13 protein-coding genes are annotated in these 15,479 nt (G+C 54.7%); 8 read left to right on the top strand and 5 right to left on the bottom strand.

The annotated features are described in order from the left end of the window. The first annotated feature begins 83 nt into the window (after window positions 1–83). Both AC6I8J_RS00330 and AC6I8J_RS00325 read left to right on the top strand, forming a co-directional pair. Window positions 84–2,330 carry a M23 family metallopeptidase gene (locus AC6I8J_RS00330; RefSeq protein WP_497824983.1) on the top strand — a complete coding sequence of 749 codons (2,247 nt, stop codon included), beginning with the start codon at window positions 84–86 and terminating at the stop codon, window positions 2,328–2,330. Continuing rightward, window positions 2,330–2,983, top strand: a complete 654-nt coding sequence (locus AC6I8J_RS00325) for a hypothetical protein (protein WP_222924786.1) — start codon at window positions 2,330–2,332, stop codon at window positions 2,981–2,983. The genes AC6I8J_RS00330 and AC6I8J_RS00325 overlap by 1 nt, the downstream gene beginning before the upstream one ends. A 214-nt stretch (window positions 2,984–3,197) precedes the next feature. On the opposite strand, the gene mnmE is transcribed toward AC6I8J_RS00325, so the two are convergent. The 5 genes from mnmE to rpmH form a co-directional block, all read right to left on the bottom strand. Continuing rightward, window positions 3,198–4,562, bottom strand: a complete 1,365-nt coding sequence (gene mnmE, locus AC6I8J_RS00320) for a tRNA uridine-5-carboxymethylaminomethyl(34) synthesis GTPase MnmE (RefSeq protein WP_161733218.1) — start codon at window positions 4,560–4,562, stop codon at window positions 3,198–3,200. 92 nt (window positions 4,563–4,654) lie between these two features. Further along, window positions 4,655–6,301: a membrane protein insertase YidC gene (gene yidC, locus AC6I8J_RS00315; RefSeq protein WP_013359606.1), complete on the bottom strand. Its 1,647-nt coding sequence runs from the start codon at window positions 6,299–6,301 to the stop codon at window positions 4,655–4,657. A 2-nt stretch (window positions 6,302–6,303) separates the two neighbouring features. Next, a complete protein-coding gene (gene yidD, locus AC6I8J_RS00310) occupies window positions 6,304–6,561 on the bottom strand; it encodes a membrane protein insertion efficiency factor YidD (protein WP_008926397.1) in 258 nt (85 codons plus the stop codon). After that, window positions 6,525–6,884, bottom strand: coding sequence for a ribonuclease P protein component (rnpA, locus tag AC6I8J_RS00305; protein WP_008926396.1), 360 nt, complete (start codon window positions 6,882–6,884; stop codon window positions 6,525–6,527). The genes yidD and rnpA overlap by 37 nt, the downstream gene beginning before the upstream one ends. Window positions 6,885–6,898: 14 nt before the next feature. Continuing rightward, on the bottom strand, window positions 6,899–7,039 hold the full coding sequence (gene rpmH / locus AC6I8J_RS00300; RefSeq protein WP_003849659.1) for a 50S ribosomal protein L34: 141 nt from the start codon (window positions 7,037–7,039) through the stop codon (window positions 6,899–6,901). 597 nt (window positions 7,040–7,636) lie between these two features. Between rpmH and dnaA the strand changes: the two genes are divergently transcribed. The 6 genes from dnaA (at window position 7,637) to yidA (ending at window position 15,457) form a co-directional block, all read left to right on the top strand. Then, window positions 7,637–9,052, top strand: coding sequence for a chromosomal replication initiator protein DnaA (gene dnaA, locus AC6I8J_RS00295; protein ID WP_161733220.1), 1,416 nt, complete (start codon window positions 7,637–7,639; stop codon window positions 9,050–9,052). Window positions 9,053–9,056: 4 nt separating this feature from the next. Next, window positions 9,057–10,157 carry a DNA polymerase III subunit beta gene (gene dnaN / locus AC6I8J_RS00290; RefSeq protein WP_161733222.1) on the top strand — a complete coding sequence of 367 codons (1,101 nt, stop codon included), beginning with the start codon at window positions 9,057–9,059 and terminating at the stop codon, window positions 10,155–10,157. Between the two features lie 207 nt (window positions 10,158–10,364). Continuing rightward, on the top strand, window positions 10,365–11,450 hold the full coding sequence (gene recF, locus AC6I8J_RS00285) for a DNA replication/repair protein RecF (RefSeq protein ID WP_161733224.1): 1,086 nt from the start codon (window positions 10,365–10,367) through the stop codon (window positions 11,448–11,450). A gap of 18 nt (window positions 11,451–11,468) precedes the next feature. Then, window positions 11,469–13,877, top strand: coding sequence for a DNA topoisomerase (ATP-hydrolyzing) subunit B (gene gyrB / locus AC6I8J_RS00280; protein ID WP_161733226.1), 2,409 nt, complete (start codon window positions 11,469–11,471; stop codon window positions 13,875–13,877). Window positions 13,878–14,068: 191 nt separating this feature from the next. Continuing rightward, window positions 14,069–14,548, top strand: a complete 480-nt coding sequence (locus tag AC6I8J_RS00275; RefSeq protein WP_161733228.1) for a NanQ anomerase/TabA/YiaL family protein — start codon at window positions 14,069–14,071, stop codon at window positions 14,546–14,548. A 99-nt stretch (window positions 14,549–14,647) separates the two neighbouring features. Next, a complete protein-coding gene (gene yidA / locus AC6I8J_RS00270; protein WP_497824982.1) occupies window positions 14,648–15,457 on the top strand; it encodes a sugar-phosphatase in 810 nt (269 codons plus the stop codon). Window positions 15,458–15,479: the final 22 nt, after the last annotated feature.

Here is a 15,479-nt window from a genome sequence, read left to right as displayed (position 1 = left end):
CTTTTATTATCCACCCTCAACGTTTGTAAAAAAGAGTACGTTACCCTGCTGTTTTAAAAACTGAGACACGACATGACGTCAGTATGATAATCAGCCCGCCGTTTGTCCGCCCCCGGAACACCGGAGAAAATGACCCGTCATGGGTCAGCAGAATGATGCCCGTGGATATAAACCGGGATTTCCCGCTCAACCGGCACGCATCATGGCACGGGGGCGTGCACGTCCTCCACACCGACCGCACTGAGGAAGGCTACGAACGTATTGAGTTTGTCCGCGCTATTGCTGATGGGGAAGTTGTTTCTTTTCGGTCTCCGTCTTCCACACACAAACGTGATACTTTTCCGCTGAATTATGATGGCAGAACCGATGATGGGTATGTGCTGTTAAAGCATCAGACCGATATCGGTGAAAACTGTCGTGTCGTTTATTACTCCCTGTACATGCATCTCATGGACCGGCTGGACCCGGCAATCAGAGCCGGAGCAAAAGTCTGGCGCAAGGACCGTATCGGGCAAAGTGGTATGGTCAGCGAAACCAATGCCTTTCACTTTGAGGTATTCTGTGACAACGAGAACATGCTGAAGCTGACCGGACGCATCACTCCTGAACTCGATATCACCCGTGACGGCAGAACCGACACCCTTTATGGCGATATCCATTTTTATCTGTCGCCCGGTACACACTTTTATGAATCGGTGACTGACGCTGCCTCACCGGACACGTACCGCCTGAATTCAGTTCATACCACCACGGAACCGTTATTCGTCAGCATGACCTTCGAAAAAGGCGACTGCACGATGGTAACCCGCAGGCAGAACACCACCACGGCGGCACGTTTCGACACGGTGGGGGATCCGCTGGTGAATGCAGATGCTGTACAGGATACTGATGATGAAATTCCGTATGAATATAACCTGTATCGGACAGCGTGCCGTCTGTACCCGCAGAATCCGTCTGCCGGGCTCGAATTGCTCCGTTTCGGGCGGGTCATCAGCACTGAACATGAAACCCTGACGCCTGCTGATGCGCCGTTATGGCGTACCGTCAGCTTCCCCGGCGGAACGGGCATGGTTAACCTGGCTTCCCCTGACATCAAAAAATTCAGCGATGCCGACTTTCCGCACTGGACGGGTTGGCGGATGGTGGACGATGACACGGACAACAACAGTCAGTGTAATTCTCCCCTTATCGCCGGATTGCAGGACTGCGGGCATTTCGGTGACCTGAGCAGCCGTCTGGTCTGCCATTTTCCGCTGGAGTGGAATTTTGCCACCTTTGACCAGCGCTATGCCTGGCTCAGAACCGGCTCTGACGATGTTCCTGCCATGTCAGAAGAAGACTATGAACGGCTGAAAAGTCATGCCTCAGCGCTGTGCTTTGAGACCGGTGAACACGGCACCGGCAGGCTGTGGCATTTCCATCCAGTGGCCTTCATTACCCACTTTCGCAAATGCTGCTGGCTGAGCAAATCAGAGCTGAAGCAGCTTGTTCCACGGAACGCATTAAGAGCGGCCGGGCGGAATGATTACCGCTGGGAGGCCATAAGTTACCGGGATGCTGATGGTAGCATCCCGGACACTATCCGTACGCACATAAACAGGACGATGCAGAAATACCTGATAACCACCCCGCTGCGCATCGCCTGCTTCCTGGGAAACGGCATTCAGGAAACGGGCTGGCTGGGATCGATGGAGGAAGAGTACCGCTATACGGAAACAGACCCGCGCACCCATCAGGTCATCCGGCGCTACAACATCTGGTATTACCCGTGGTACGGGCGCGGCCTGCTACAGCTGACTAATCCTGAAAACTACTTAGATTATTTCAGCTTCCGGGGACGGACCTGCCCGGAAAATATCAGGAACATCCTGATAAATGAATACAGTCGTCTGTATTTACACCGCGGCATTCGCTATACCGACAATCACCTGTCTGATACCGAAAACCACGTCCCGGAAAATATTATCCGCTGGCGGAATAACGTCAGCAGCGACCTGCATGAGGCGGCCAGCAGCGCCGGATTTTACTGGGTAGCAAGGGATATGGCCCCCTACGCGGATGCCGAACATGTGCTGGAGCGGTGCAGCGTCACTCCCCGGCGGAGCGGGAGAAAGATTTACTACCGCAGCCCGGCCTTCTGGCGGGCCAGCGCCGCCGTTAACCTGCCGGGTCAGATCGATAACGAACATTATCAGGGGCTGAACGGGTTTGATAGCCGCTGCTGCGTCTACGGCAGCGCGATAGCCGTCCTTACCGAGCAGAAATTCCCGGACAGCCATAACAACCCGGTCAACGAAAAACCCGAATCAGACCAGCTAAGGAGAGGCTGATGAAAAAATTGCTGCTGCTGATGGCAATCCCGTTTTTTTCCTCGGGAGAAATATTTCCGGAAATTACCGCTCCAGACAAATTAAGTGTTCTGCCTTTTTACCAAAAAATATTACATCGATATGACTATCTGGCGGATACGGGCTGTGGAATTGTTTCATTGAAATTATTCTACCCACCTGAACATAATAAATATCCGCCATCAGGTCCCAACCCGTGGCTTTGTCTATATGCAGTAGATATCATCAGCAACGGATACGGACCGGGACAGGTCCTGCCTGAAAGAGTCTACCTTGATAAAAAAACAGGGATTTGGAAAAAGGAAAAGTACGCCCCAGGCAGGGAAAATACACAGCGTTCCCTTGAAGTTTATGGCATCAAAAGCCTGAGCGAGCTGCAGCCTCTGGAGCTGTATAATATCCGGTCCGTCAATGCCCGTGGCTATGCGATAGTAAACCGCAATATTCCCCTGGAGGAAAAAAAGAAAGGGATAAAGAAAAAACTGTCATTCTGCCTGATACAAAACCAGAGCTATTCTGCTTTCTGCGGTTCAAGATCAATGCTCGTCGACGGAAAAGATGTCGATTTCACCCCCTACATGCTCAAATCTCTTGAAACGATCGAAATGGGTCTCCCGGAAAAACCAGATAGTTGATTTATCGTCACGCATAGTTACTACTGATAGTATTATAAAGTTAGATACTTATATAGTAATAGTAAATTACCGTCTTACCATACGCTTTACATCTGTCGATCTTTGGCTCGCCATATCAGCAAGAATCAGCCCCGGTGGCACGCATAAGGAGGGTCATGACGAAGGAGACGTGTGGACACGCAGGCCTGACAGCGCTGCCGCCAGGCCAGGAAAGCTATTTACCGATACAGAAGCTGGAGAAGATACGGCCCAGCAGATCGTCAGAGGTGAATTCACCGGTAATCTCACTTAACGCCTGCTGAGCAACACGCAGCTCCTCCGCCAGTAACTCACCGGCCCGGGCACCGAGCAGTTGCGCTTTTCCCTGCTGTAAGTGCGTTGCCGCCTGCTCCAGCGCCTGCAGATGACGACGACGCGCCAGGAAGCCGCCTTCCATATTGCCGGAGAAGCCCATGCTCTGCTTCAGGTGATCCCGCAGTGCATCGACGCCCTCGCTGGTGCGTGCCGACAGGCGAATCAGTGAGTGACCGTTCACTTCTGTCAGGCCTAAAGGCTCACCGGTGACATCCGCCTTGTTGCGGACCACGGTAATCGGCAGTTCCGGCGGCAGGCGGGAGACAAAATCGGGCCAGATAGCCGCCGCTTCGGTGGCATCGGTGGTAGTGCCGTCCACCATAAACAGCACGCGGTCAGCCTGTTCAATCTCCTGCCAGGCACGCTCAATCCCGATACGTTCGACTTCGTCACTGGCCTCACGCAGTCCAGCGGTGTCGATGATATGCAGCGGCATGCCATCTATATGAATATGTTCACGCAGTACGTCACGGGTGGTGCCCGCAATGTCCGTAACGATAGCGGCGTCACGGCCTGCCAGCGCATTCAGCAGGCTCGATTTGCCCGCATTGGGGCGGCCCGCAATCACCACTTTCATTCCTTCACGCAGCAGGCTGCCCTGACGCGCTTCGGCACGGACCGCATCCAGATCACCGATCACCGTATTCAGCTGCGCTTCAATTCGGCCATCAGAGAGGAAATCGATCTCTTCATCCGGGAAGTCGATAGCCGCTTCGACATAGATGCGCAGGTGAGTCAGTGCTTCCACAAGATGATTGACCCGGGTGGAGAAGGCGCCCTGCAGCGAGTTCACGGCCGAACGCGCCGCCTGCTCAGAGCTGGCATCAATCAGGTCGGCAATCGCTTCGGCCTGCGCCAGATCGAGCTTGTCATTCAGAAATGCACGCTCAGAGAACTCACCCGGCTGAGCGATACGCACGCCCGGCAGCGCCACAATGCGCTTCAGCAGCAGATCGAGGATCACCGGGCCGCCGTGACCCTGCAGCTCCAGCACATCTTCGCCGGTAAAGGAGTTAGGACCGGGAAACCACAGCGCAATGCCCTGATCCAGCACGCTGCCGTCGCTATCAGTAAACGGCAGGTAATCGGCATATCTGGGCTTAGGCAGTTTACCCAGCAACTGGCGGGCAACCTCTGCCGCCTGCGCGCCAGAGACGCGCAGAATGCCGACGCCGCCGCGTCCGGGTGGCGTCGCCTGGGCAACAATGGTATCGCTGTGGCTCATAAATTTTCTCTCGCTACAAAAAACACAGGCGGTCGCTTTGACCGCCTGAGAATAGACTATTTTAGGGCGGGATGGCTCCCGCGCTGGATCGCTTACGCTTTCTTCTTGTCGCGGCTATGCAGACCACGTTTTTCCAGGCCGCGATAAATCAGCTGCTGCTGGAGAATGGTCACCAGGTTGCTGACGATGTAGTACAGCACCAGACCTGACGGGAACCACAGGAAGAACACGGTGAAGATCACCGGCATGTAAGTCATGATCTTCTGCTGCATCGGATCGGTCACGGTGGTCGGTGACATCTTCTGAATGAAGAACATGGTGATGCCCATCAGAATCGGCAGAATGTAGTACGGGTCCTGCGCTGACAGGTCATGGATCCACAGAATGAATGGCGCATGACGCAGTTCAACCGAGCCTGACAGCATATAGTAGAGCGCCAGGAAGATTGGCATCTGAATCACCAGCGGCAGACAGCCACCCAGCGGATTCACTTTCTCTGCTTTATACAGCGCCATCATCTCCTGGCTCTGCTTCTGCTTGTCATCACCCAGACGCTCACGCATTGCCTGAATCTTCGGCTGCAGCATACGCATCTTGGCCATCGAGGTGTACTGCGCTTTAGTCAGCGGGTACATGATGCCGCGCACGATGAAGGTGATCACGATAATGGAGAAGCCCCAGTTACCGATGAAGCTGTGAATAAATTTCAGCAGCTTGAACAGCGGCTGAGAGATAAACCACAACCAGCCGTAATCCACGGTCAGATCAAGGTGCGGCGCAATCGCGGCCATCTTGTCCTGAATTTCCGGGCCGACCCACAGCGTTGCACCCAGATTCTGCTGTGCGCCCGCGGCGATGGTGACCGGTGCAGATTTATAGCCAATCGCTGCCACGCCGTTACCCAGGTTGCTGGTGTAAAGGGTGTTGGTGCCTTCAGTACGCGGAACCCATGCAGTGGCAAAGTACTGCTGCAGCATCGCAACCCAGCCATTACTGGTCGTCGCGTTCAGGTTCTCGTTATCCGCGATGGTGTCGAATTTATACTTCTCATATTTCGACTCGCTGGTGGAGTAGGCCGCGCCACGGAAGGTGTGCAGAGCAAAGTTGTTGCTGCCGGTATCACGATGCTTAGGCAGATCAATTGTCTGCTTCAGCTGGCCAAACAGCGATACTTCCAGCGGCTGCTGGGTAGTGTTGTTGACATGATAATCGACATTAACGGCATATTCGCCACGCTTAAAGATGAAGGTTTTAGTGTAAACCACGCCATTTTCAGCGGTATAGGTCATCGGCACACGCAGTTCGGACTGGCCATCAGCCATCTCGAAGTGATCCTGCGCGGTGGTGAACAGCGGACGCGCGCCGTTGTTCGGGTTATCCGGGCCATTACGACCGGTTAAACCACTCTGAGCCTGATAAAGGAACGCTGGCGTTGTTTCAAGCAGCTGGAACGGCTGGTCTGAACCCAGTTTGTCCGGGAAAGTCAGCAGCTGTGCCTGTTCAACATCACCGCCTCGGGTGTTGATATTCAATGACAGGACATCAGTCTTAACGGTGATCGTCTGGCCCTGACCGCTGGCCGGTACACCCTGACTGGCGGTATCACCCGCTACGCTGTTGGTGCCCTGTGTGGTCTGCGTCTGCTGTGGCTGCGGAGCGTGGTCCGTCTGCCAGGCTTGCCAGATCATAAAGGTCACGAACAGAAAAGCGATGAGAAAGAGATTGCGTTGCGAATCCATCGTTAATGTTCTCTGGTATCAAAGGTTTTTGGCGGCACAGGATCGTCACCACCCGGGTTCAAAGGGTGGCATTTTAATACGCGTTTTAATGTCAACCAACTGCCTTTTATCAGGCCAAACCTGCGTAACGCCTCAATTCCGTAATGAGAGCAGGTCGGGTGAAACCGACAGTGTGGTCCCAGTAATGGACTGATACCGCGTTGATAGACGCGTATCAGGACGATCAGGAGCCGCGCGCCAGGCGACAGTGACGACGCCATAATTTCTCCAACGCTTCCGCCAGCATACGGTTATCCAGATCGGCAACCCCCTTCTTCGCAACCACCACGAAGTCCATCGACGGCAGTTCATGTTGACGCAGACGAAAGCTTTCGCGGGTCAATCGCTTGATCCGGTTGCGTTCATGAGCGCGTTTCACATGTTTTTTAGCGACCGTGAGACCGATGCGGGGATGCCCCAGCGCGTTAAGGCGGCCGAGAATAGTGATTTGCGGCGTGCCAGCCCGTTGTGGCTGCTGGAAGACGAAAGTGAAATGAGTGGGAGTTAACAAACGTAACTCCCTGGGAAATGCGAGCTTACCCATCAGGGCTTGCTTTATTACTTAGAAACGGTCAGACGAGAACGGCCTTTAGCACGACGACGTGCCAGAACCTGACGACCATTTTTTGTTGCCATACGAGCACGGAAACCGTGTGAACGGTTGCGCTTCAGTACGGACGGTTGAAAAGTGCGTTTCATGGCGGTTTCTACCTAAACTTGAAAATTTTCACTGGGTGACGCGTTTCGGGCCAGTAAATCGACCTACGCCTCAATGTGTCTTTAATAAAGAGGCGGGATTGTAATAATTGTACAGTCCCGAGTCAATTTACTTCGCGTGCAACGGTACCTGAAAACCCGCTTACAGCCCGCTGAGTCCCGACTTTGCGCCTGATGGCTCAATCTCGGGTGGAGAATTATACGGGCTCCGCACTAAAGCGCAAGGATCGCGCGGGATCTTATTGCGATCGGCCTGGCGGATCCTGGGGATAAAATGAGATGTCGCCCGAAAATTTAGCGCATTCCACCAGATCCCTGCTGGTTTTTCCCGCAACTGGCGTAAACTTCTTTGCGCGTCTCAGGCCTGTGGATAAAAAGGATCAAAACTGTGTAGAAAGGGAAGATCTCTGCCTCGCTTTGCGCTATGATCCGCCCTTCCGCTGACGATCCTCCAATGATTGCAGGACGGGAAACCGCTGATAGCGGTCGCAGGCGCTTTCTTAGCGTCTGTGTCAAAAATGAACGTTTCTTAGAGTAACGCCTACTATTCTTATCGAATTTGTACGAGTGGAGTCCGCCGTGTCACTTACGCTTTGGCAACAGTGTCTTGCCCGTTTGCAGGATGAGCTTCCTGCCACCGAATTCAGCATGTGGATCCGTCCACTGCAGGCTGAGTTAAACGACAATACGCTTGCCTTGTATGCTCCAAATCGCTTCGTACTCGACTGGGTCCGGGACAAATACCTCAATAGTATCAATGCACTGCTGAATGAATTCTGTGGTCCGAATGTGCCTGCACTACGTTTTGAAGTGGGGACGCGCCCGGTTCAGCAGCAGGCGGCCGCGGTCAGCCAGCCGGTAATGGCGAGCGTCAGCGCGCCCGTCATGCCCGTGCAGAGTCATATCCGTCCGGCCCCGACGCAGATTCTGCGTCCCAGCTGGGATAATGTCCCGGCACCGGCCGACGTCACCTATCGCTCGAATGTGAATAACCGTCATAACTTCGATAACTTCGTCGAGGGTAAGTCCAACCAGCTGGCGCGCGCGGCGGCACGTCAGGTGGCGGATAATCCAGGCGGCGCTTACAACCCGCTGTTTCTGTATGGCGGTACGGGTCTCGGTAAAACGCACCTGTTGCACGCGGTAGGCAACGGCATCATTGCCCGTAAACCCAATGCAAAAGTGGTTTACATGCACTCCGAGCGCTTTGTGCAGGATATGGTTAAAGCGCTGCAGAACAATGCGATTGAAGAGTTCAAACGCTACTACCGTTCTGTCGATGCGCTGCTGATCGATGACATTCAGTTCTTTGCGAATAAAGAGCGATCGCAGGAAGAGTTCTTCCACACCTTTAATGCCTTATTAGAGGGCAACCAGCAGATCATCCTGACCTCGGATCGCTATCCAAAAGAGATCAACGGGGTGGAAGATCGTCTTAAATCACGTTTCGGCTGGGGTTTAACGGTGGCGATCGAGCCGCCTGAGCTGGAAACGCGCGTGGCGATCCTGATGAAAAAAGCGGATGAAAATGACATCCGTCTGCCAGGTGAAGTCGCCTTCTTTATTGCCAAGCGTTTACGCTCTAACGTGCGTGAGCTGGAAGGCGCGCTGAATCGCGTTATCGCCAACGCCAACTTTACCGGCCGGGCAATCACGATCGACTTCGTGCGCGAAGCGCTGCGCGATCTGCTGGCGCTACAGGAAAAGCTGGTCACCATCGATAATATTCAGAAGACCGTGGCTGAGTACTACAAGATTAAGGTGGCGGATCTGCTTTCCAAGCGCCGTTCGCGCTCGGTAGCGCGTCCGCGCCAGATGGCGATGGCGATGGCAAAAGAGTTGACGAACCACAGCTTGCCAGAAATTGGCGATGCTTTTGGGGGTCGCGACCACACAACGGTGCTTCATGCCTGCCGCAAGATCGAGCAGCTGCGTGAAGAGAGCCACGATATCAAAGAAGATTTCTCTAATCTCATCAGAACATTATCTTCCTGACGCTATGAAATTTATTGTTGAACGTGAGCAGCTGCTGAAGCCGCTGCAGCAAGTAAGTGGCCCCCTGGGCGGTCGTCCGACACTGCCGATCCTTGGAAACCTGCTGCTGCAGGTAACGGAAGGGTCGCTGTTACTGACCGGTACCGATCTGGAAATGGAGATGGTCGCGCGTGTAGCGCTGACGCAGGCGCATGAGCCTGGCTCCACCACCGTGCCAGCGCGCAAATTCCTCGATATCTGTCGCGGATTGCCCGATGGCGCAGAAATTACGCTGGCGCTGGAAGGCGATCGCATGCTGGTTCGCTCTGGCCGCAGCCGTTTTTCGCTGTCGACCCTGCCCGCTAGTGACTTCCCGAACCTGGACGACTGGCAGAGTGAAGTTGAATTCACCCTGCCGCAGGCGACCCTGAAACGGCTGATCGAAGCGACCCAGTTCTCGATGGCGCATCAGGATGTGCGTTACTACCTCAACGGCATGATGTTTGAAACCGAAGGCGAAGAGCTGCGCACCGTGGCCACTGACGGTCACCGTCTGGCCGTCTGCTCCATGCCGGTTGGTCAGGCGCTGCCGAGTCATTCGGTGATTGTGCCGCGTAAAGGCGTGATTGAACTGCTGCGTCTGCTGGATGGCGGCGAGAACCCGCTGCAGGTACAGATTGGCGGCAGCAACATCCGCGCACATGTCGGTGACTACATCTTCACGTCTAAGCTGGTTGATGGCCGTTTCCCTGACTATCGCCGCGTATTGCCAAAGAATCCTGATAAAGCGCTGGAAGCGGGCTGCGATCTGCTCAAACAGGCGTTTGCCCGTGCAGCCATCCTCTCGAATGAGAAGTTCCGCGGCGTTCGCCTTTATATCACCGAAAATCAGCTGAAGATCACCGCTAATAACCCTGAACAGGAAGAAGCAGAAGAGATGCTGGATGTCAGCTACAACGGCACCGAGCTGGAAATTGGCTTCAACGTCAGTTACGTGCTGGATGTGCTGAACGCGCTGAAGTGCGAAAACGTCCGCCTGCTGCTGACGGATTCGGTGTCGAGCGTGCAGATTGAAGATGTAGCGAGTCCGGCAGCGGCCTACGTCGTGATGCCCATGCGTCTATAGTCTGTGCCGGGCTAACTTACTCGCCATTTTGCGCCCGGGCAGTGCTCGTCCCTGGTCACATACTTCAGTATGCTCCCAGGGCCTGTGCGCTGGCCGTGCGCAAACTTGCTTCGCCGTCGACGCCCTGGATTGTTAAAGGTAAGACCTGAATTTTTACAAGGCAAAACCATTTCATCCCGATCATTGCCCTTCACGCTGGACTGATTCATGGCTTTAACCCGCCTTCTTATCAAAGATTTTCGTAATATTGAGCAGGCTGACCTGCAGCTGGCACCCGGCTTTAATTTCCTGGTCGGTGTCAACGGCAGCGGGAAAACCAGCGTTTTAGAGGCGATCCATACGCTGGGGCATGGCCGTTCGTTTCGCAGTCTGCAGGCGGGCCGCGTGATCCGTCACGACGAGGCGGCGTTTGTGCTGCACGGGCGGCTGGAAAGCAAAGAGCGGGAAATCTCCGTCGGGCTGACCAAAAACCGGGCTGGTGACAGCAAAGTGCGCATTGACGGCAGCGATGGTCACAAGGTCGCGGAGCTGGCACAGCTGCTGCCGATGCAGTTAATTACGCCGGAAGGCTTTAGTTTATTGAATGGCGGCCCCAAATACCGCAGGGCCTATGTCGACTGGGGCTGTTTCCATAATACGCCCGGCTTCTTTATCGCCTGGAACAACATGCGCCGCCTGCTTAAGCAGCGAAACGCGGCGCTGCGCCAGGTTTCACGTTACAGCCAGATTCGTCCCTGGGATCAGGAACTGGTCCCGCTGGCGGAACAGATCAGCCAGTGGCGGGCGGAATACAGTGCGGCGATTTCAGCGGAGATCACCGCCACCTGCGCCCAGTTTCTGCCGGAGTTTGAGCTGCGCTTCTCCTTCCAGCGTGGCTGGGACAAAGAGAGCGACTACGCCGAACTGCTGGAACGTAATTTTGAGCGCGATCGCGCACTGACCTATACCGCCAGCGGTCCCCATAAAGCCGATTTTCGTATTCGCGCTGAAGGAACGCCGGTCGAAGATTTACTCTCACGCGGGCAGTTAAAACTGCTGATGTGTGCATTGCGTCTGGCACAGGGCGAGTTCCTGACAAGCCAGAGCGGACGCCGCTGTATTTACCTCATTGATGACTTTGCTTCTGAGCTGGATGAGAGTCGCCGACGCCTGCTGGCGGACCGGTTAAAAGCCACTCAGGCTCAGGTGTTTGTCAGCGCTATTTCTGCCGGACATGTAATCGACATGACCGACGAAAAGGGCAAGATGTTCCGCGTGGAACAGGGTAAAATAGCGGTTCAACCTGAAGATTAAAATGAGCGAGAAACGTTGATGTCGAATTCTTATGACTCCTCAAGTATTAAAGTCCTGAAAGGACTTGATGCGGTACGCAAACGCCCGGGCATGTATATCGGCGATACCGATGATGGTACCGGTCTGCATCACATGGTATTCGAGGTCGTGGATAACGCAATCGACGAAGCGCTCGCTGGTCACTGTAGTGACATCGTAGTCACTATCCATGCGGATAACTCCGTTTCGGTGCAGGATGATGGACGCGGCATTCCAACCGGTATTCATGAAGAAGAAGGCGTTTCCGCCGCTGAAGTGATCATGACCGTGCTGCATGCGGGCGGTAAGTTCGACGATAACTCCTATAAAGTCTCCGGCGGCCTGCACGGCGTGGGCGTCTCTGTCGTTAACGCCCTGTCGCAGAAGCTGGAGCTGACCATTCGTCGCGAAGGCAAAGTGCATCAGCAGATTTACGTCCATGGCGTACCTGAGGCACCGCTGGCAGTCACTGGTGATACCGATATCACTGGTACCCGCGTGCGTTTCTGGCCAAGCTATGAAACCTTTACCAACGTGCGCGATTTCGAGTATGACATTCTGGCAAAACGCCTGCGCGAACTGTCGTTCCTGAACTCGGGCGTGTCGATTCGTCTGGAAGACAAGCGTGATGGCAAAACCGATCACTTCCATTACGAAGGCGGCATCAAGGCGTTTGTTGAGTACCTCAACAAAAACAAAACCCCGATTCACCCTACCGTGTTCTATTTCTCTACCGAGAAAGATGGCATTGGCGTGGAAGTAGCACTGCAGTGGAACGACGGCTTCCAGGAAAATATTTACTGCTTTACCAACAACATTCCGCAGCGCGATGGCGGCACGCACCTTGCCGGTTTCCGCGCAGCGATGACGCGTACCCTGAATGCCTACATGGATAAAGAGGGTTACAGCAAGAAAGCCAAAGTCAGCGCCACCGGTGATGATGCGCGTGAAGGTCTGATCGCCGTGGTTTCGGTGAAAGTGCCGGATCCAAAATTCTCCTCACAGACCAAAGATAAGCTGGTCTCGTCAGAGGTGAAATCGGCGGTTGAGCAGCAGATGAACGAACTGCTGGCCGAGTACCTGCTGGAAAATCCATCTGACGCTAAAATCGTGGTCGGTAAAATTATCGACGCCGCGCGTGCCCGTGAAGCAGCACGCCGCGCCCGTGAAATGACCCGCCGTAAAGGCGCGCTGGATCTGGCGGGTCTGCCAGGCAAGCTGGCGGATTGCCAGGAGCGCGACCCGGCGCTCTCTGAAATCTACCTGGTGGAGGGTGACTCCGCAGGCGGCTCGGCAAAACAGGGCCGTAACCGTAAAAACCAGGCGATTCTGCCGCTGAAAGGTAAAATCCTGAACGTTGAGAAAGCGCGTTTCGACAAGATGCTCGCCTCGCAGGAAGTGGCCACGCTGATCACCGCACTGGGTTGCGGCATTGGTCGCGATGAATACAACCCGGACAAGCTGCGCTATCACAGCATCATCATCATGACCGATGCCGACGTCGATGGTTCACACATCCGTACCCTGCTGCTGACCTTCTTCTATCGCCAGATGCCTGAAATTATTGAGCGCGGCCACGTCTATATCGCCCAGCCGCCACTCTACAAAGTGAAGAAAGGCAAGCAGGAGCAGTACATCAAAGATGACGAGGCGATGGATCAATACCAGATCGCTATCGCCCTTGATGGTGCGACGCTGCACACCAATGCCAGCGCCCCGGCGCTGGGCGGTGAGCCGCTGGAGACGCTGGTCACTGATTTCAACAGCACCCAGAAGATGATCAAGCGTATGGAGCGCCGTTATCCGATGGCCATGCTGCGTGCGATGATTTATCACGACACGCTGAGCGACCTGAGCAATGAAGCGGAGGTTACAACCTGGCTGAACGGCCTGGTAAGCTATCTGACTGAACGCGAAGCGCATGGCAGCACCTATCTGGCACAGGTGCGTGAAAACCGCGAATCAAACCTGTTCGAGCCGGTACTGCGTGTCCGTACCCACGGTGTGGATACTGACTATCCGCTGGATGCTGATTTCATTCAGGGTCCTGAGTACCGCAAAATCTGCGCCCTGGGCGGCAAACTGCGTGGTCTGCTGGAAGAGGATGCTTACATCGAGCGTGGCGAGCGTCGTCAGCCAGTGGCAAGCTTCGAACAGGCGATTGAGTGGCTGATTAAAGAGTCGCGTCGCGGCCTCTCGGTCCAGCGCTATAAAGGTCTGGGCGAGATGAACCCGGATCAGCTGTGGGAAACCACCATGGATCCAGACAGCCGTCGTATGCTGCGCGTCACCATTAAAGATGCGATTGGCGCTGATCAGTTGTTCACTACCCTGATGGGCGATGCGGTTGAACCGCGCCGCGCCTTCATTGAAGAAAATGCGCTGAAAGCCGCCAATATCGATATTTAACCGGCATCAGAGATGAAAGGCCATCACCCAGGTGATGGCCTTTTTTTGTGCCGTCCGAGCGGAAAACCCGCCAGGCGGTGCCTTCCTGCCTGCATGCTGCGACCCCGATCACGTTTTAACCCGGTCAGCTCCCTTACTCTTGCCTCTCTTTGCGCTATTCCGGCGCACTCATTTTTACAGGGAGTTACACCATGATTGTTTGCGATCGTCACGACTGGGACAGAGAACGTCACGCCTTTCATCCGGTCATCGATCAGGCGATAAGCTGGATTGCGGGAACCGATTTCAGCCAGCTGGACACCGGCAAATATGAGATCCTGCCTGACAACAAAATGTTCTGTCTGGTGCAGGAGATGATGACCGAACCCGCCAGCGCGCGTCGTGCAGAGTCCCACTTTAACTACATCGATATTCAGTATCTGCTGGCAGGCACCGAGAATATCGGCGTGGCACGCGCCCATGCCGACCAGAAAATTACCGAAGATTTTGCCGGGCAGCGCGACGTCGTGTTTTATCAGACGATTTTGAATGAGTCGGTGATTACGCTGCTGCCCGGCATGTTCGCGCTCTTTTTCCCGCACGATATTCATCGCCCCTGCTGCGCGCCTGGGGAGCCCGCAACAATCCGAAAAGCCGTGATTAAAATCCACCGTGATCTCTTTACCGCCTGAAGCTGGCGATCAGCCAGCCATTCCCGTCTGCCATGAAACTGGTCAATGTGCGCTGAATCGCGCTAGCATTGAATAAAACCCCGACGCTACGAGGACTCTATGGCTATTAAATTGATCGCTATCGACATGGATGGCACCCTGCTCAATCCGCAACATGAGGTCACACCGGGGGTGAAATCCGCCCTGGATCGCGCCCGTAAGCAGGGCGTGTCGATTGTGCTGACCACCGGCCGACCGTTTGTGGGTATCCAGCGCTATCTGATGGAACTGGATATGCAGGCACCCGGCCAGTACGCGATCAGCAACAACGGTGCGCTGGTTCATCAGGCCGAAGATGGTGAGTGCGTGGCGGAAGTGACGCTGACCTTTGACGACTACCTCTACATTGAGAACCTGGCGCGTGAGCTTGGCGTCCATTTCCAGGCATTCGACAAATCTCATCTCTACACGCCGAACAAAGACATCAGCGAATACACCATCCATGAAGCGAGCCTGACCGGCATTCCGGTGCGCTATCGCGCTGTGGAGGAGATGGATCGTGCCATGCGCTTCCCGAAACTGATGATGATCGACCGGCCTGCACTGCTCGACGCGGCAATTGCCCGCCTGCCGGAACAGGCCCATCAGACTTACACCATCCTGAAGAGTGCGCCGTATTACCTCGAAATCCTCGATCGTCGGGTGAACAAAGGTCAGGGCGTCAGAATGCTGGCGGAGAAGCTCGGCCTGAAGCAGGAAGAAGTGATGGCGATTGGCGACCAGGAGAATGACCTGGCGATGATTGAATACGCTGGTACGGGTGTCGCCATGGGTAATGCCATTGATTCTGTTAAAAAAATCGCGCAGTTCATTACTAAAACCAATATGGAAGATGGCGTCGCCCATGCCATTGAAGAGTTAGTGCTGTAACACCGCTGTTCTCTGCCGGGCC

The organism is Pantoea sp. X-Soil-ISGK-355 (assembly GCF_059730805.1).
This window is presented reverse-complemented; position numbering and strand designations above follow the sequence as displayed.

Coding starts and splice junctions, on each gene's coding strand:
- AC6I8J_RS00330 (WP_497824983.1), top strand. CDS start 84: ATGATAATCAGCCCGCCGTTTGTCCGCCCCCGGAACACCGGAGAAAAT.
- AC6I8J_RS00325 (WP_222924786.1), top strand. CDS start 2,330: ATGAAAAAATTGCTGCTGCTGATGGCAATCCCGTTTTTTTCCTCGGGA.
- mnmE (WP_161733218.1), bottom strand. CDS start 4,562: ATGAGCCACAGCGATACCATTGTTGCCCAGGCGACGCCACCCGGACGC.
- yidC (WP_013359606.1), bottom strand. CDS start 6,301: ATGGATTCGCAACGCAATCTCTTTCTCATCGCTTTTCTGTTCGTGACC.
- yidD (WP_008926397.1), bottom strand. CDS start 6,561: ATGGCGTCGTCACTGTCGCCTGGCGCGCGGCTCCTGATCGTCCTGATA.
- rnpA (WP_008926396.1), bottom strand. CDS start 6,884: ATGGGTAAGCTCGCATTTCCCAGGGAGTTACGTTTGTTAACTCCCACT.
- rpmH (WP_003849659.1), bottom strand. CDS start 7,039: ATGAAACGCACTTTTCAACCGTCCGTACTGAAGCGCAACCGTTCACAC.
- dnaN (WP_161733222.1), top strand. CDS start 9,057: ATGAAATTTATTGTTGAACGTGAGCAGCTGCTGAAGCCGCTGCAGCAA.
- recF (WP_161733224.1), top strand. CDS start 10,365: ATGGCTTTAACCCGCCTTCTTATCAAAGATTTTCGTAATATTGAGCAG.
- gyrB (WP_161733226.1), top strand. CDS start 11,469: ATGTCGAATTCTTATGACTCCTCAAGTATTAAAGTCCTGAAAGGACTT.
- AC6I8J_RS00275 (WP_161733228.1), top strand. CDS start 14,069: ATGATTGTTTGCGATCGTCACGACTGGGACAGAGAACGTCACGCCTTT.
- yidA (WP_497824982.1), top strand. CDS start 14,648: ATGGCTATTAAATTGATCGCTATCGACATGGATGGCACCCTGCTCAAT.